The organism is Bradyrhizobium sp. BRP56 (genome assembly GCF_020194035.1).
Lineage (GTDB): Bacteria > Pseudomonadota > Alphaproteobacteria > Rhizobiales > Xanthobacteraceae > Bradyrhizobium > Bradyrhizobium australafricanum.
Genome location: NZ_JADYVV010000043.1, coordinates 60,224 through 75,934 on the forward strand (window position 1 = coordinate 60,224; position 15,711 = coordinate 75,934).

17 protein-coding genes and 1 pseudogene are annotated in these 15,711 nt (G+C 61.4%); 12 read left to right on the forward strand and 6 right to left on the reverse strand.

What is annotated here, in order from left to right; all coding sequences use genetic code 11:
* Positions 1-23 precede the first annotated feature (23 nt).
* The 3 genes from I6F38_RS27205 to I6F38_RS27215 all read left to right on the forward strand — a co-directional run bounded on the left by I6F38_RS27205 (position 24) and on the right by I6F38_RS27215 (position 2,760).
* Positions 24-1,163 (forward strand): acyl-CoA dehydrogenase family protein, encoded by a 1,140-nt coding sequence (locus tag I6F38_RS27205; protein WP_057017207.1) that lies wholly within the window; start codon positions 24-26, stop codon positions 1,161-1,163.
* Between the two features lie 53 nt (positions 1,164-1,216).
* Entirely contained in the window at positions 1,217-2,419 is a 1,203-nt protein-coding gene (locus I6F38_RS27210) for an ABC transporter substrate-binding protein (protein WP_225162505.1), read from the forward strand.
* 137 nt (positions 2,420-2,556) lie between these two features.
* A complete protein-coding gene (locus I6F38_RS27215; RefSeq protein WP_028342824.1) occupies positions 2,557-2,760 on the forward strand; it encodes a DUF3606 domain-containing protein in 204 nt (67 codons plus the stop codon).
* An 886-nt stretch (positions 2,761-3,646) separates the two neighbouring features.
* Here the strand turns inward: I6F38_RS27215 and I6F38_RS27220 are convergent.
* A complete protein-coding gene (locus I6F38_RS27220; RefSeq protein WP_307724549.1) occupies positions 3,647-4,909 on the reverse strand; it encodes a hypothetical protein in 1,263 nt (420 codons plus the stop codon).
* A gap of 814 nt (positions 4,910-5,723) precedes the next feature.
* Here I6F38_RS27220 and I6F38_RS27225 point away from each other — a divergent pair.
* Positions 5,724-6,083 carry a PRC-barrel domain-containing protein gene (locus tag I6F38_RS27225; protein WP_225162500.1) on the forward strand — a complete coding sequence of 120 codons (360 nt, stop codon included), beginning with the start codon at positions 5,724-5,726 and terminating at the stop codon, positions 6,081-6,083.
* Positions 6,084-6,585: 502 nt separating this feature from the next.
* Here the strand turns inward: I6F38_RS27225 and I6F38_RS27230 are convergent.
* Together I6F38_RS27230 and I6F38_RS27235 are read right to left on the reverse strand one after the other, a co-directional pair.
* Positions 6,586-6,810: a hypothetical protein gene (locus tag I6F38_RS27230; protein ID WP_051448025.1), complete on the reverse strand. Its 225-nt coding sequence runs from the start codon at positions 6,808-6,810 to the stop codon at positions 6,586-6,588.
* Between the two features lie 734 nt (positions 6,811-7,544).
* Positions 7,545-7,916 (reverse strand): adenylate/guanylate cyclase domain-containing protein, encoded by a 372-nt coding sequence (locus tag I6F38_RS27235; protein ID WP_026192608.1) that lies wholly within the window; start codon positions 7,914-7,916, stop codon positions 7,545-7,547.
* 204 nt (positions 7,917-8,120) lie between these two features.
* Here I6F38_RS27235 and I6F38_RS27240 point away from each other — a divergent pair, with 204 nt between their 5' ends.
* Both I6F38_RS27240 and I6F38_RS27245 read left to right on the forward strand, forming a co-directional pair.
* Positions 8,121-8,267 (forward strand): hypothetical protein, encoded by a 147-nt coding sequence (locus I6F38_RS27240; protein WP_016843837.1) that lies wholly within the window; start codon positions 8,121-8,123, stop codon positions 8,265-8,267.
* 721 nt (positions 8,268-8,988) lie between these two features.
* A complete protein-coding gene (locus I6F38_RS27245) occupies positions 8,989-9,429 on the forward strand; it encodes a hypothetical protein (protein ID WP_018271022.1) in 441 nt (146 codons plus the stop codon).
* Positions 9,430-9,556: 127 nt separating this feature from the next.
* Here the strand turns inward: I6F38_RS27245 and I6F38_RS27250 are convergent, their stop codons facing one another.
* Positions 9,557-10,201: a response regulator transcription factor gene (locus I6F38_RS27250; protein ID WP_026192607.1), complete on the reverse strand. Its 645-nt coding sequence runs from the start codon at positions 10,199-10,201 to the stop codon at positions 9,557-9,559.
* Positions 10,202-10,273: 72 nt separating this feature from the next.
* On the opposite strand from I6F38_RS27250, the gene I6F38_RS27255 reads away from it, so the two are divergent.
* Complete coding sequence (locus I6F38_RS27255) at positions 10,274-11,620, forward strand: ATP-binding protein (RefSeq protein WP_028342827.1); 1,347 nt, start codon at positions 10,274-10,276, stop codon at positions 11,618-11,620.
* Between the two features lie 10 nt (positions 11,621-11,630).
* On the opposite strand, the gene I6F38_RS27260 is transcribed toward I6F38_RS27255, so the two are convergent.
* Positions 11,631-11,990, reverse strand: coding sequence for a nuclear transport factor 2 family protein (locus I6F38_RS27260; protein ID WP_016843833.1), 360 nt, complete (start codon positions 11,988-11,990; stop codon positions 11,631-11,633).
* 159 nt (positions 11,991-12,149) lie between these two features.
* Here I6F38_RS27260 and I6F38_RS27265 point away from each other — a divergent pair.
* Positions 12,150-12,391, forward strand: a pseudogene (locus tag I6F38_RS27265) (hypothetical protein); the annotation flags it as partial.
* A 492-nt stretch (positions 12,392-12,883) separates the two neighbouring features.
* Entirely contained in the window at positions 12,884-13,090 is a 207-nt protein-coding gene (locus tag I6F38_RS27270; protein ID WP_225162501.1) for a hypothetical protein, read from the forward strand.
* Positions 13,091-13,488: 398 nt separating this feature from the next.
* Here I6F38_RS27270 and I6F38_RS27275 read toward each other — a convergent pair whose 3' ends face one another.
* The gene (locus I6F38_RS27275) at positions 13,489-13,824 is read right to left on the reverse strand and encodes a hypothetical protein (protein ID WP_125459372.1); all 336 of its coding nucleotides are present in this window, start codon (positions 13,822-13,824) and stop codon (positions 13,489-13,491) included.
* A 194-nt stretch (positions 13,825-14,018) separates the two neighbouring features.
* Between I6F38_RS27275 and I6F38_RS27280 the strand changes: the two genes are divergently transcribed.
* The 3 genes from I6F38_RS27280 to I6F38_RS27290 all read left to right on the forward strand — a co-directional run bounded on the left by I6F38_RS27280 (position 14,019) and on the right by I6F38_RS27290 (position 15,662).
* Positions 14,019-14,345 carry a hypothetical protein gene (locus I6F38_RS27280; RefSeq protein WP_018271017.1) on the forward strand — a complete coding sequence of 109 codons (327 nt, stop codon included), beginning with the start codon at positions 14,019-14,021 and terminating at the stop codon, positions 14,343-14,345.
* A 506-nt stretch (positions 14,346-14,851) separates the two neighbouring features.
* Positions 14,852-15,058, forward strand: a complete 207-nt coding sequence (locus I6F38_RS27285; protein WP_018271015.1) for a hypothetical protein — start codon at positions 14,852-14,854, stop codon at positions 15,056-15,058.
* Positions 15,059-15,236: 178 nt separating this feature from the next.
* On the forward strand, positions 15,237-15,662 hold the full coding sequence (locus tag I6F38_RS27290) for a transposase (RefSeq protein WP_225162502.1): 426 nt from the start codon (positions 15,237-15,239) through the stop codon (positions 15,660-15,662).
* The last annotated feature ends 49 nt before the right edge of the window (positions 15,663-15,711 follow it).

Sequence of the window (15,711 nt, forward strand, 5' to 3'; positions counted from 1 at the left end):
AAGAAAACGAAACGGGAGTTCGCATGAGTTTTTCCGAGGAGCAGGTCGCGTTCCGCGACAACGTGCGCAGAATGGTCGCCAGGCACGTGGCGCCGATCGCCGCCGAGATCGACGAAACCGACCGCTTCCCGCTCGAACTGGTCAAGCTGTTCGGCGAGATGGGACTGATGCAGCTCTGGGTGCCGGAGCGCTATGGCGGCCCGAATGGCAACCTGACCATGGCCTGCATCGCGCGCGAGGAGATCTCGAAGGTCTCCCCTGCCTGTGCGTCGATCGCCGCGCTCAACACCATGTTCATCATGCCGCTGCTGCATTTCGGCTCTGAGGAGCAGCGCAAGAAGTATCTGCCGATCATCGCCGAGGGTGGCGTGGTCACGGCAATCGCGATCTCGGAGCCGCAGGCCGGCTCCGACGTCGCCGCGCTCAACACCCGCGCCCGCAAGGACGGCGATAGTTATGTCCTGAACGGCCGCAAGCAGTGGTGCAGCTATGGTGTCGCCGCCGACTACATCGTGGTCATGGCGCGAACCAGTGACGGCGCCGGTGCGGACGGCATCAGCGCCTTCATCGTCGAGCCGAAGAGAATGCCGGGCATCACGTTCGGCCGCCACGAGCGCAAGATGGGCTTTCGCGGCGCGCCCAACACGCCGATCTTCTTCGACAATGTCCGCGTTCCCGCGGAAAACCTTGTCGGTGAGGAAGGCAAGGGCTTTCGCGCGTCGATGCGCGCGCTCGACCTCAACCGGCCGACCATCGGCGCGCAATCCGTCGGCCTCGCACAAGGCGCACTGGATGCCTGCGTCGCCTATGCCAAGGAGCGCAAGCAGTTCAAGAAGCCGATCGCCGAGTTCCAGGGCGTGCAGTTCATGCTCGCCGACATGGCCATGCAGATCGAGGCGGCCCGCGCGCTGGTCTACGAATGTGCCCGCGCCGGCGACGCCGGCGACTGGAAGCGGCTCAACGTGCTTGCCAGCATGGCCAAATGCGTCGGTAGCGACATGGCGATGAAGGTGACGACCGACGCGGTCCAGATCTTCGGCGGCTACGGTTACACGATGGACTATCCGGTCGAACGCATGATGCGCGATGCCAAGCTGACCCAGATTTTTGAAGGCACCAACCAGATCCAGCGCGTGGTGATCGCCCGCGAGCTGCTGCGCTAGTGCAGATCGATTTCAAGAAGAAGCAATTGCAGGGAGGAACGAACTTGAACCACATCATCAACCGGGCGCTGATAGCCGGCGCGGTGTCAGCACTTCTGGCGGTACCTGCCTATGCACAGAAAGCCTACGGTCCCGGTGCCAGCGATACCGAGATCAAGCTCGGCCAATCGACGCCGCTGAGTGGCCCCGCATCCGCGTTCGGCGCGGGCGCCGGGCGGGCGGTGGTCGGCTACTTCGAGATGCTGAATGCCAAAGGCGGCATCAACGGCCGCAAGATCAACTTCACGCAGCTCGACAATGCCTACAGCGCGCCGAAGGCGGTCGAACAATCGCGCAAGCTGATCGAGGACGTCGGCATATTGGCCGAGGTCGGCACGATCGGCACCGCGCCCAACGTCGCGATCCAGAAATATCTGAACGCCAAGCAGGTGCCGCAGCTGTTCATCACCGCCGGCGGACGCCGCTTCAACGATCCCAAGGCCTTTCCCTGGACGATCCCGCTCTATCCCGACTTCGAAACCGAAGGCCGCGTCGTCGCCAAGTACATCCTGACGGCAAAGCCGGACGCCAGGATCGGCGTCCTCTATCAGAATGACGACTATGGCAAAGACTACCTGAAGGGCCTCCGCGCCGGCCTCGGTCCGAAGGCCGAGCTGATCGTCGCTCAGGCCTCCTACGAGCTCGCCGATCCGACGATCGACTCGCAGATCGTCCAGCTGAAAGCCGCCGGCGTCGACACCCTGATCGAACAGTCCTCGTCGAAGGCGGCGGCGCAATCGATCCGCAAGGTTTACGAGCTCGGCTGGAAACCCCTGCACGTGATCGGGGGCTCGACCGCATCGGTCGAAACCATCCTGAAGCCCGCGGGCCTCGAAGCATCGAAAGGGCTGGTTACAACGCAATTTCTCAAGCAACCGGGCGACCCGGCGTGGGCCAATGATGAGGAGGTCAAGGCCTACAAGCAGTTCTTGAAGGCGTACGCACCTTCGGCCAATCCGGACGACTATTCCGTGCTCGTGGCCTATATGAACGTGCACGCCGTGGAGCTGGCTCTGCGCAAATGCGGCGACGACCTGACCCGCGAGAACCTCATGAAGCAGGCTACCTCGCTTAATGGCGAACGATTACCGATGATGCTCCCAGGCGTCGCGATCAGCACCCGGCCCGGAGACTACACACCCTTCAGAGCTCTGCGGATTGCGACATTTGATGGAGAAAGCTGGTCCTTGACCGGCGCTCCTCTATCGGCCGACTAGACCAGACTGCGGGCGAGAGCCACCAAGGCTCTCGCTACGTCCGGACAACAGGCGGGCTCGGGTTGGACTGCTCGAACAAGCAGCTGCATCCATCACTGGAAAACACTGGTTGTGGTTAAGCCCGAGTTGTTTCAGGTATGGACAACCTTACTAAGAAAGATCAGTTCGAGCGTTCGAAGATCAACATCCATGCGCGTGACCAAATGAAATGCTGGGCTCACGCGCTCGGTGTCTCGCAGGAGGAGCTTCGTAAGGTCATCGAAAAAGCCGGGAATTCGGCCGCAGCCGTTCGCAAGGAGCTGGACGCGAACCATGACGAGAGAACAGGAAGTCAGCGCTGAGTGCGCGCGGGAAGCACGAAGACAGGCTACTCTACTTCCGCCCGGTCCAATCAGAGACGCGCTGCTAGAAAAGGCTCGCCAGTACGAGCTGGCGTCACGGATTGATTTGCATCGCAATGCCAAAGAATCGACCACGAGATCGCGCTGTGGACGGCCGCTCTGCAAACAATCATCGCGGAAGGCCTCACTGCTGACCGTGCCGTGAAATCAACCGCCGCGAAGCCGCGGTACGGCTCAAAGTCAGCTTTCTCGGTCTAACCTTCGCCGCCGCGCTGCGGGGCCCCCAAGCCAAGATAGCGTCCAGGTCGTCAAACCCGAGCCCTTACACGAGTGGACGAAGCTGCAGCGGTTCCAAAGGCCAGTGCACCCGCCGCAAGTCTGAGACCCGGGCCCCATCCGACGCCAACCGCCATCGCGCCTCCGCAGGTGCAACGGTTGCGGCAGACATCGCGCCGACCGTCAGTGCAATATTGAGCGACAATGCAACTTCCACAAACCGGTTCCTAACCCGGGCTGGCTGAGAACGTAAAAACCAGGCACCGCCACTCCTCTGAAACAAATGCATTGCCGCGCGGTGCCACCAGTGCGACCACCGGTCCGCAGACGACGCTCCCATTCTCCGCGACAGTAAGGCCGGCTCGGGCTGGCGGGCAGGCTCAAAGAAACGGTCCCAGCGGGAAACCAGGCTGGAGCCAGTTTAGACTTCGGTTTGTCGTCCGCCCGCGAGGCGTGGCCTGCATCGCGGCTCAGACTGCCCTGAAGCTTCATGGAACAGGACAGACATCGAATTCGCGAAAATCTCGCGCGGCCTTCTTCATCGGCGGAAATACGAGCGAGTCGTGGTCGAGACTTGAGCCGGGGCCGCTAGCAAGGGTCCCCGCATGCTTCATGCTCGGCTGTTGTGTTCGTTCCACCACCGAGCTATCGCGCGGGTTTGTTCGTCCCATACTTTGGTGGGAAGGTCCGGGACGGCTATGCGGACGTTGAAGGCCCCGGTCGTCGTGTCGTGAAACCATTCCGTGGCAGCGAAGTCGAACCCGAAGCTTCCGGCATGACGGATCGGAAAGCCGGCCAGGCCAAGATCCCTGCCCATCTCCGACGCCGCTTGCCTAGCCTCTTCTTCGTCCAAGGGACTCCTGCATTTGAGCAACACGTAAAGGCCATGCGCGAAATTCGTTTGCCTCACCAGATCGCCAAGCGCCTGGCGGAAGAAGTGAGCAGTGCGGCGGCTGTTGCGGATGATCGCAGCCACTCTCCTTGTGGTCAGCGACCGATATTCGGGGCTGCCGACATAAGGTGGGAAGTGGGCCGGTAGCGCTGCGCCGCCGAGCAGTCTGACTGCATTTCTCATCCCATCGGGCAGGTTTCGCAGAGGCGACCGACCCCAGAGATCGGCCTCAGCGGAGCGGACGAAGGTCGTAGAGCCCAATCGTCCATACTCGACGCCCAGCGAATCCAACTTTGTATGGCTTCGTATCATAGCCACGGGCACTCCGGATCTGCGGCCCTTCCGTAACGTCCGCGCGATCTTGCCGGAGCCACCGGCGAGGCAACTGCTATCAAAGATGCAGAGGTCGAATTGCGCCCAGGGTGACCGCAGACAGGCTTCGAAATCCTTTGCCGATGCGCAGGAATCCAGAAGAAGGATGCGGTGCGACGCGCCTGAAGTGGGGGCGCCCAGGACTTCTACGGCCGTGATGCTCTTCAGGTGCCTAGCGTACGCTTCGATGAACTCCAGGGTCTCTCCGTACGTCCCTGGCAGCGAGACGATATCCGCGCGATCGAACAAGTGCGACGACGCCAAAAGCAGGGCAGATATGGAGGCCATGCCAGAAGACGTGTAGACGGTCTCGCACTTGATGTCATCGCCGAGATCATAAAACGACGGGCCAGCCACGTCGAGATCGGCGCGCTGATAGTCATACCGGAAGTCGAACGGGCTATCAGAAGATTTCTTGCGATGCGACCAAGCGGTTTCGGTCGTGGTCCAATCTTTTAGATCGTGCTGAGCTCTGATGGCCGCCGTCAGCTTGAACTTGAGTGCGATCGCTTCATTGATCGATTTCGGAGTTGCCGGCGCAAAGGACTCGTCAAGACAAGCGTCCAGCAACTGAAGCTCCTCATGCTTTCGACGCAGATAGGCATTCATGGTCTCCATGAACCTTCAACGTCGGGCCATCGACCTTGGCTCCTATTGCGCGGGAAACCGCCAGCTGAGGCTTCGTGACCGACCGGACAGCGAGCGCCTAGTCTTATTCCTGCTGGTGCTGATGCCGGTGGCGGGCGCGGATCCGGTGCGTTGCAGCAACCGCTCTGGCAAGGGCCTTCAAGGCGGCACTAGTCGTCCAAGGTCACCGGAACTTTTCCATCTTCCGAGAATTCTGCTGTTTTTAGCTGGACCGTCAGCTTTGGAGAGAGGAGCCATGAAGCGACGACGCCGGGTTAGACAGATTTTCCCTCTTGAAGAACGCCTTAACAGAGAAACCCAGGAGCTACGCCAACGGGCCAGGAAACTTCCCCCAAGTCGGGCCTGGCGGCCACGGCCAACCGAACCAAAGCCGTCTTTCAGCCGATAGAATTCCATAAAACATTGCCCTTCCCGCCAGGTCGATGAAGCGTCTCGATGCCATTTTCGGGACGAGCCTGCTCTGATCGCCGGAGGCTTTCGCTGGCGACCTTCGATCTTCCCGGCCAGCCAAAACGCCAGGTTGATACCTGCCGACACCCGGCTGCGGCAATGACCTTCTCCCTGATCGCATGACGTACGCGCCGACGCGACGGGCTGGCTCGTGGCGGCTGGAGAGCGAGCGCCGCGGAGCGAACGATTGAAGTCGAACAGTTGGTGACGACGCCCGGCGTCGCAATGCCGCTTCGAACTGCTTCTCCCGGCAAGAAGGCAACGATAGGAACGTTCAACGAACTTGATGATTTGCAGCCAAAGCTATTTGTATTGGAGGACGACCATGGCTTTAGACGACAATGAATCCGACGTTCTGATTGGAAGCGACAAGGTTGAAGGCACGGCAGTTTATGGAGCCGACGGCAACAAGGTCGGCACCATCGAACGTCTCATGATCGACAAAACAAGCGGCAAGGTGTCGTATGCCGTTCTCAGCTTCGGCGGTTTCCTCGGCATCGGGGACGATCACTATCCCCTCCCGTGGCAGTCGCTGAAGTACGACACCAATCTCGGCGGCTACGTCACCGGCATAACCGAAAGCCGATTGCAGGGCGCGCCAAAGTATCGCGATGAGGCCAGCTGGAATTGGAATGATCCGGCGGCCGGCCGGTCGGTGAACGACTACTACGGCGTCCCGATCTGATTGCCCTGGCGCGCGTTCGGCTGCCCTTCCACAAGCAGACACGCGGAGCGCGCGCGCCAGTTCGAGCGGTGGCTGCGCACAAAAGTGATTCCAGGCTCTAGGCTGATTTTGAACGACAGGCGGCCAATGACGAAGGGACAGCCCGACTGTGGCCCCGCGGCTGACTAGCTCACTCCGACCCGCGTTTCAGACGAATGACGAACCGATGGTCGGTCCAAAGCTCGATGAACTCGTGGGCATTCAGATCTCCCTTAGCCCGCTCTGTCGCCTCGTCATCACCATGGCTAGTGAACTCATAGGTGGCCCGAGAAACGCCCGCGGCATCGACTGCGAAAGCTACATAAAGTCTGAGCCCTTCAACCATTTTCGTTCAATCGATCGATAGAGCATTCCAGCCCCACTTAATACGCGCCTGTTAACTGATCGAATATGCCCCGGGTTCGCCGGGGGCTAGAGCCGGGCACGTTCATTCGCCAACCGCTCTGCCGCGAGCGACGTATTGCTAACGACGCTTCGAAGGTACCGTTCCTAACGACTTCTTCATCGCCGATCCGAGCCGACGCTCAATTCGGTTGCGGCTGATGCCGATCTTGTTGACGGCCCCCTTCACCGACGCAGCCGACTTCAGGGTTTTCTTCGCCTCGTAACAATCCTGCCCGCCGGCGACGTGTGCGCCGTCCTGTTTGCGACCGCGCGCGATCTGCTTCTTCGCTTCTTTGCCATTCAGACCTTCCAATCGGGCGCGGGTCGCGTGAGCGGTCGAGATTTTTCTCGCCCGATACCAAGGATCGTCACATGGCTGCTCGTAGGCGCGGCCTGCATCGGCCTTGTCTTCTGGCGCGCGGAATCGGCAATGGTTCGTTACCTTGACGATCGGCACGTTCAAGGCAAGCCTTCTCGCGGCCATCTTCATGAAGTTGCGCCATCGCATCGGTCTCACGCTCGTCTTCGCCGGCGCCGGACTGTTCCGGCAAGGAATCCTACTAAGGCTAGGGGGAATTCTTGACGCCGACGTGAGACTTAGTTCGTCCTAGCGTCGAGCGCCGTGCGTTCATTCCTCGCTTCGGCCTCACCGACCGGCGTCGCCTTGCCGCAGTGGTTGCGCATATAGGGTCGCGACGGCCGCCACCTGCGCGTCATTCAATTGCCAGCGAACGCAGGCACGGCCGGGCCGGTGGGCTCCTTGTAGGTCGCCACGCTCTGTGCGCCTGGAGGATCACACGTGACACTGTCGTCGGATCGCCCGTGCTGACTGAGAAGATCCGGCAATGGTAGTTGCAGGCGCTGCACAAGAACATTCACCGATTTGAAAAAATTTGGAAGAGCTGATTTCGCACGACCATCCTATCTGCAAAGTATTCCTGTTCGGGATCGCTGCTCATGTTCTGGAACGAAAGTATTGCGATCGACGGTTTGTCAGGAAGCGGTAGCGATACGTTTCGGTTGAGGGTTTCGCAATCGCTAGTGCAGGTGACGATGCGATGTTGACGCCATCGCTGAATATGTCACCCCATCGATGATGACGTCGCCGATATTGATGCCTATCCGGAAGCTAATTCCACGATGGCTACCCTTGTTGCGCACTTCCATCTCATCTTGAATGGCCATTGCGCAGGTGATGTCATCGACCGCAAACTCCACGAGCATTCCGTCGCCCGTGGTTTTGACGGTCCGTCCGTTATGGCGTGCGATGGCTGGGTCGACAACCTGGCCCCGAACCGTCTTGAGGCCTTCGAGGGTCCCTAGTTCGTCAACGCTCATGAGGCGGTTATAGCCAGCGACGTCAGCCGCCAGCACTGCAGCCAATTGTCGTTCGACACGCTTGCTCGTCACACGAAGACCCCCGCTCGATCTTGCCAATCTGTGCCAGTCCAATCATGGTATAATCGAAGCTACCGCATACGGCCATGCCGGGTTGCATCAGCCGGCTGCGACCCGCCGGCGGCAGCCGCCGCATGTTGCCGGTTTTTCCCGACATCAGGAACGAACCGGTTCCTGCCAGGTTCACGGTCCGAGGCAAAACACGGAGTGGCTGAGATGGGCGCTGGCGATCAGGTCGCATGCATGTCGGTGGTGGCATTGTTCTCGCTTGCACTGATCGTGACATCGAGCCTGTTCGTGCAATCGAGGGCGGCAAAGTATCCGGCGATGCTTGCCGCGCAGCAGGTGCGCGCTCCGTTCTAGCGCTGGCAATCCGCCTCAGCTCGCTCGGACCCGGCAACCATTGTGCGGTGTGAGACAGCGCAGCCGGCTGATTGCTTGATCAAAATCCCTTCCACGTCAAAGGCGCGGTCGACGCGCTCTCCTGCTCGCCGCACCCGGCACAATAATTAGCTCCGGCGCAGCCGGGGAACCGCGCCGGAGCCTTTGGGGAAGTTGATTGTGCTCGTTTAAGCAGGTCATCAACTGCCGCCGAGGCAAACCGTTCCCAACCATTTGCATATTTTTCCCGACAAAAAGGACGGCGGCAAACCGGATGTTGGCGCAGCGGCAATGGTTCCCACCTGAGGAGATATGAGATGAGACGGCTCGGCAAGACGGCCGCAGCGCCATCCTTGGCGCCGGCTTCCTGGCCACGTCCGCGATCAGCGCATCGGCGGCGATCGCGTGCGCTGGGCGGGTGTGCAGGCACACCCATGAGACCTATGCTTATCCGCGTGAATCCCGCGTCGTGGTTCACGGCAATTGGCGCTGGGGTCGCGCGAGCGGTTCGCGAGCACGAAGGACGCGGCTATTGGCGCGGCCGCAACTGGGTGACCTGGTGAGCGTACCGACGACATGATGAGGCCGCCCGCGGGTGGCTTCATGTTTCAGCGCATGCGATCGGCGAGGAACGTTTGCCATTTTCTCCCGTTGATCGGCGCCGGTGCCGATGTGCGGTCCGGGATTGCGGTGAAGGTTGTTGATGCCTCTGGTCCGGTATTTTCTGTTTACAGGCGCGACGCTGCTCGGTCTGCTGTTTCTCACCGACTGGTATTTTTCAGCCCCGGCGCCAGTCACCGTCGCTCGCAACGACATCGATCGCACAATCATCCGCATTCGCTCGCAGCACAAATGGCCGGAGGCGATACGCATGGACACGAGCACCCCGCTCCCTGCCGCCGCGCCTGCCCTCCCAGCTTCGGCGGCTGTCGCCGCGCCGCTCCCCGCTGCGCCGCCCGCGACGGTTGCGCAGGTTGATGCGTCGCGGGCAGCTCCGCGGGCGCGCCCCGAGCGCAGCGCGCGACACGCAAAGCCCACCCGGCAGGCGCAGCGCGAGAGACGCCAGCAACTTGCACAGCGCGGTCAGCGCTTCGCGAGCTATCGCGAGCCGGAATGGCAGGGCTGGTCGTTCCCGAACTGGTGAGCCGTGAAGCTCTTGCTTGAAGATTTCCGCTACCGGTGGGTTCGTTTGGCCTGATGAATGCCGCCTGGTGTACGGCAATGAAGAATTGTCGCGTCACTGCACGCGATCAGTTCAATTTATGCAAGGATCAGCCAAGTTCCATTTCGACGGCGATCCGTACCAGGTCTGAGTGGTTCTTCGCGCCGAGCTTCTGCTTGAGCAGCGACGTGGCATTGGCGACAGTCTTGTAGGAGATGCCTAGCGCTGATGCGACTTCGACGATCTTGTCGCCGCGGCCGAGCAACCGCAAGATCTCCAGCTCCCGCGCCGACATCTGCGAGGCGGGGCTGGCCTTGATCGCGGCGCCGGCGAACGCGATCGCCTCCGCGAGATGCGGCGAAATGAACCGCTCGCCTGCCGCGACCTTGCGCACCGCCTTGACGAACAGGCGCGGATCGTCGCTCTTGGAGAGATAGCCTTGCGCCCCCATCTCCACCGCTCGCACCACGAAAGCGGGATCGTCGTTCATGCTGAACATGATAATCCGGGCGACCGGGTCGTCTTTCCGGATCCTGCGCAGCAGCTCGAAACCGGAGACATCGGGAAGCTTGATGTCGATCACGGTCACGTCCGGCCGCTTCTGGGTAAAGGCGCGCAGGCCGGCCTTGGCATCGGCGGCCTCCTCGATCTTCACCGTCTTGTCGGAAGCAAACAGGGACCGGCAGCCCGACACCACCACCGGGTGATCGTCGACGATCAATACTCTCATGGACGATTTGGACGTATCGTGCATCATTCTCTCCCCTGCCTTTGATAGAACTTCGCGCGGAAATTGAAAGAGAAGAATCGCTGAACGGAGCCCGACGTGGCAAGACTCTGGAACAGATTCTGGAACCACCTCTCACTTCGTGCCCGGCTGTTGCTGCCGATGGCTGCGATGGTGGTCGGCGCCTTGCTGCTCGGCGGCCTCGCCCTGCAGATCGTCTCCCCCGAGCAGTTCGAGAATGAAAACGCCCAGGCCGCGCGCTCCGCCGAGCGGGTGGCCAATGCGCTGAATGCCGCGCTCGCAGTTGCCGGCAACCCGCCGCAAACCCTCGACGCATTCGCAGACAAGCTCGGGAGGTCCGAGACCATCGCATTCGTGCCGCCTGGAACGCGGCCGCAGCGCAGCGCGGCGGACCGCCACCACGGCAACATTCCCGCGTGGTTCACCGCCCTGCTCAAGGTTCCCGAGCTCGGCTCCACGCATCCGATCAGGATCGGGGTGACGCATGTCGGGGACATCGTCTTTAGTCCCGATCTGTCGCCGGACATCGAGGAGAAATGGGCGGGCTTCGTTGCGATCGTCTCGTCGAGCTCGGCGCTGATGCTGCTCGCCGCGCTGAGCGCCTATTTCACGACCGGCGCGGCGCTTCGGCCGCTGGCTCAGCTCGGCGCCGGACTGACCCGGATGCGAAACGGCGATTACGATGCCGCCATTCCGCTGGCCGGCCCTCCGGAGATCCGCAAGAGCTGTGCGGAAGCCAATCAGCTTGCAGTAACGCTGAGGCGGCTTAGCCAAGACAATCGGAACCTGCTGCGCAAGATCGTCGCCGTGCAGGACGAGGAGCGCCGCGAGCTCGCCCGGGAGCTACATGACGAGATGGGCCCGCTTCTGTTCGCGATCCGCGCCAACGCTACCGCGCTGTCGGATCCCGAGGCGGAGGGCCCGCCCGAGCCGGGTTCGCCGGCGCATGGCATCCTCAGCGCAGCCGAAGCCTTGCAACAGGCTAACAGGCGCGTCCTGGAGGGACTGAGCCCGCTTTATGTTGCGGATCTTGGACTAGCCGCAAGCGTACAGACGTTGCTGCGAAACGCCCGATCCCAAGCGCCCGGCCTCCGCGTGACATCCCGGCTCGACGATCGGCTGGATGAGCTCGATGCCCTGCTCTCGCAAACCGCGTACCGCGTTATCCAGGAGGGAGTGACTAATGCGCTCCGGCACGCTCACGCGACCACGATGGGCGTCGCGGCGACCGTCAACGGCGATCAAATCCAGCTCGAGATTTCGGACGACGGCACTGGCCTGCCGCCGGACCTGACCTTCGGGAGAGGCCTGATCGGCATGCACGAACGGGTGCGCGCGCTCGACGGAACGCTGCAGCTGGTCCGCGAGCAAGGCCAGACCATCGTGCGTTGCCGGATTCCACTCCAGAACCATGTCGCGCGATGAGGACGCGTCATCACCGCGAAGACGGGGCGCACCGCATATGCGAAATCTTGCCAAGGGCATCGAATACAAACATGATCCGAACCCGCTTGCCTTCATAGCTCAGATAATCCAGCACCACCCCGTCGTCCTGCGGCGTGATCTCCTCGAGCCCGAAGGCGTCCGCGGCCACCGTAGACAGCTTCGGCCGCCAATAATCCGCCAGCGCGGAACGGCCGCTGATCCGACTGCCCTCGCAGGCACACTCGAGCCGAGCTTGATCGGCATAAAGGTCGAGCAGCGCCTCGAGGTCGTGGCTCCGGCAGCAGTCGAGCCAATCCACCACAGCAGCCATTTCGTCAAAATGATTGGTCAAATCGAACCTCGCCAGCATCAATTGCCTGCTAGGCTTCACGAGCAGCAAAACCGCGTCGGCTGATTGAAGCATGAATGCCGCGCTGGGCTAGTTTCGTCCAGCGCGTTTCAGCATAGAGTATGAAGGCAAGCAATGGCAGACCGACCATCAGGTGGCCAGACATACCAGTGGCGTGGCCCGGTCGACCCGTCGCCCTCGATTGACCAGGCTATCAATGCCGGCTATCCGTGGCTCGAGATAAATGCTTGCGATGCAAGACACCGCGCGCGGTCGACCTGGCCGACTGCGCCACGTTCCGACCACCAGGGTGCACCATCTCGCCGGTCGCCTGCGCTGCGTGAAGTGGCACGGCTGGCAAGCGCCTGGCCGCGGAGCCGCTGCAGCTGTGGCAGCGCTGCCCGATCGGAGACGAGCCGTGACCGAGCTCACGCGCCGGGCGCGACAAGGAAGCCGTCCGGGAGAAATGGGACGTCTTTCATGGCGACGTCCGCGTCGGGGCGATCGGACTGCGCACCGGCGTGCCGAACCACGCTGACCAATGGGAATGGAAATGCGGCTTCTATCAAGGCTGCGATCGGTCGACCGGCGGCCCCGGCCTCGACGTTCGACGACGTGCGCGCGGGGTTCGAAGCAGCATGGGGCGAGTTGCTGCCGACCTTGGCCGAGGCGGACTTCCAGGCGCGATCATCGCGACTGGATCGCGCGCAAGCAGGCATGTGGGACCGCGGCGAAAAGCTCCCTTCTCAACAGCCGTCGTCGCTGATGCGCTGTCCCTGCGGCGCGACGTTTGATAGCCACCGTCCGGCCGAAAGCCAGATTCACACCCCTCACATCTATGCTGCGCAAATCGACGATGAAGATGAGGGAAGACCGGCGCTGGGCGGACCCGGAGAAAGGCTGCCCGCCGGATCATGGAGCACGCCCGCGCCTTTGAACCGATCCAGGACGGCCGGATCTACATTGAGAAGATCAACTATCCGATGATCTACCAGGACAAGGCGACGCCGGCCGAATACTGGGTCGGCTCGCAGTACGCCAAGGATCAGGGCTGGCTCGAGTATCACGAGAGCGGGACGTTCGTGAGGATGCTGCAGCCGGGCAAAGACCTGTTCGCCTGACACAGCGCGATCGGCAGAGACCACGCCGGGTGCGCAAAAGCGTGGGCGCGGCGCCGTTCCGACGGCCAGCGCTACCCCTTCAGAGGTATTAAACTTTCTAAGTCTTTGTGCAGACTTACCTTAGCCAGGATTTTGCAGATCCTCCTGGGGCTAGACGGCGCCGTCCGCATGCATTTTAAGCGGGCGGCGTTCGTACATTCTGAGCCGGCGTAAAGCAGCAAGAAGCCCCGACGGGGGCTAGCGGCGTCAGGGCTTCTTCCCGGATGCGATCCTCCACGGACCACATCTTCAGCGCGCGACTGGCTGGGAGCGTCGTCGAGTCTATCGGGAAACCTCAGCAATTTAGACCGCTCTCCCGGATTACCTCGACTTGACACGTGTCTAAATTCGATAATGTCTCAGTTTGAATTTTTGTCCCGCTTTGTCACGTTTACAGACGATTGCTCCATCTGCTCAGCCGTAAGACGGTAGCTTTCGGCGATCTTGAGCAGGGTGTCACGGCGGCTTGCGGTGTGTGCCACCATCGCTAGCTGCTCGGCCTCATCGGCCTTGTCGCGAAACCGCTTTGCGCTCTCGTTAAAGCGCCAGGGCACACTTTCGCTGCCGCCGAGCAGATAGTTCAAAGCCATGCGAGCGTGGAGAGAGGCTTGGGGATGGCAGCCGAGTTTCGCAAGCTCCTCTAATGCCCAAGTCAGGTACTGCTCGGCAACGCGAGTATCTGGTTTGGAACTCACGGCTCTACCCTCTACTCAAAGCGAACCGGCCCAGGATTAAAAACCTACCCTAAATTATCATCTGCCTATGTTCACAAGTAAACTAACCCGCCCGCCATGCGTTATGAAGCATCACCGGCCAAGGCTTTGCCCGTGGGTGCCGGTGGCTGAGAGACAAAGAGTGCTCCCGCCTGCATTGAGGAGGGAGCGCGGCTATGGCCGATCAGTGCGACATTGCCGAATACCAAGCGTGGCTTCAAAAGCTCGCTGATGAGGCGCGCAGCACAGTTCGGCATTCTATCAAGATTCTGGCCGAGAACACGCCGCCCGACACCTTCATCGGCCGCAAGACGCATGAGCCTTTTCCGCAAGAGCAAAACAGGTATGGCGAAGAAACGGACCGTGGGACCCAACTCAATACGCCAGCTAAGCGGGCGCGAGCCAGGTTGCGTCGGTTGAGTGGCAAACTGAGGCAGATCAAGCTGGAGATGGTGAAGTCCGACAGCAGCCCCGCTCCTCAGAACGTCGATACGAAGGACTAAGGGCGCCCTAAAGAAACGGCCCCAGCGAGTGGGTTTCTCGCTGAGGCCAAGGCGGTTGGATCAATCATGAGATGACAGGCCCAGATCGACGGAGGCCGACGCTTACGATGAGCGCTACGAACGATACCGCCGCCAACGCCATGAAGCTGCGCTCGACGCCGTCGTGGTGACTGAGCCTGAACACTGCGCCAGTGTGCGCCCGAATATTCATTTCCATATTTACTTAGGCATGTCAGAAGTGGTGTCGTAATCGACGCAGAGAACGGCCCCAGCGAGGGGACTGGCTGGGGCCGCGTCGGCGGCCCTGGCGAGGTGCCAGCCGGGCCGCCGCTCGACATGTGCCCCGAGTCTTCGGGGGCAAGAGCCGGAGCACCTTCATTGCCACTTCCGCTCTACCGAGGAGCGGCACGTTGCTAACGACGCTTCGAAGGCGTCGTTCCCAACACCTTCTTCGTCGCCGACCCCGAAGCCTAGGAACGTTACTATGTTCAGCCGCATATAACGGTATGAGTGCCGACGATTACGCGGAGATGGCGGAGCACTATAGGCGGGCCAAGGAGGCGACCAAGGACGATTTCACGCGGCGCTTTCTGGAGCAGATGGAGCGGAGCTTCCGCGTCCTGGCCGCAAGCGAGGCTGTGCTGGAAGGCTCCAGAAGGACGCGGGACGAGCTGGAGAGGAGCCCCAGCAAGGGACCGTCAGACGAGCCGTAACACTACCGATATACTGCGGCCCCGTTTGAGCGCTTCATTCTCCATTGCCCACCTGAAATATATCGTAAGCGCTGTTCCGCGGCCACCTACCGGATGACGGGGTGATCTGCGAGTCTGCGGATCGGTTTGGACCGTTAGGCTTAGAATGGACACAGTGCATAGTGCTATCACGGAGCCGGTGCGACGGCTTGAGGTCTTCACCGGAGCTGGCCGTCGGCGGAAGTGGAGCGACGAGGACAAGGCGCGGATCGTTGCGGAGATCGTGGCGAGCGGCGACTCGGTGTGTTCCGTGGCTCGACGGCATGGTTTGTCGCCGCAGCAGTTGTTTGGCTGGCGCCGTCAGTTGCGAGAAGCTGCGGTCGATTGTTCCGAAGAGCAAGAAGTAGAGTTTGTGCCGGCGGTGGTAGATGCTGCGATGCCGGCGACCGCTGTTGGCCGGGAGCGCAAAGCGGTGCGCTGCAAGGCCAAGGCGGATACCCGGGCTCGCCGTTGCGATGCCGGGATCATCGAGATCGAAGTCGACGGAATCACGATCCGGGCCGGTCGTGGTGCGGACCCGACGATGATTGCGTCGATCGTTCAGGCACTGAAGGCGAACCGGTGATTGGTCCGTCGGGTGCGGTCCGGGTGATGGTGGCGACCAAACCGGTAGA

Coding starts and splice junctions, on each gene's coding strand:
- I6F38_RS27245 (WP_018271022.1), top strand. CDS start 8,989: ATGCCTCTGGTCCGGTATTTTCTGTTTACAGGCGCGACGCTGCTCGGT.
- I6F38_RS27240 (WP_016843837.1), top strand. CDS start 8,121: ATGGGCGCTGGCGATCAGGTCGCATGCATGTCGGTGGTGGCATTGTTC.
- I6F38_RS27215 (WP_028342824.1), top strand. CDS start 2,557: ATGGACAACCTTACTAAGAAAGATCAGTTCGAGCGTTCGAAGATCAAC.
- I6F38_RS27260 (WP_016843833.1), bottom strand. CDS start 11,990: ATGCTGGCGAGGTTCGATTTGACCAATCATTTTGACGAAATGGCTGCT.
- I6F38_RS27270 (WP_225162501.1), top strand. CDS start 12,884: ATGGAGCACGCCCGCGCCTTTGAACCGATCCAGGACGGCCGGATCTAC.
- I6F38_RS27220 (WP_307724549.1), bottom strand. CDS start 4,909: ATGAATGCCTATCTGCGTCGAAAGCATGAGGAGCTTCAGTTGCTGGAC.
- I6F38_RS27205 (WP_057017207.1), top strand. CDS start 24: ATGAGTTTTTCCGAGGAGCAGGTCGCGTTCCGCGACAACGTGCGCAGA.
- I6F38_RS27250 (WP_026192607.1), bottom strand. CDS start 10,201: ATGCACGATACGTCCAAATCGTCCATGAGAGTATTGATCGTCGACGAT.
- I6F38_RS27225 (WP_225162500.1), top strand. CDS start 5,724: ATGGCTTTAGACGACAATGAATCCGACGTTCTGATTGGAAGCGACAAG.
- I6F38_RS27280 (WP_018271017.1), top strand. CDS start 14,019: ATGGCCGATCAGTGCGACATTGCCGAATACCAAGCGTGGCTTCAAAAG.
- I6F38_RS27285 (WP_018271015.1), top strand. CDS start 14,852: ATGAGTGCCGACGATTACGCGGAGATGGCGGAGCACTATAGGCGGGCC.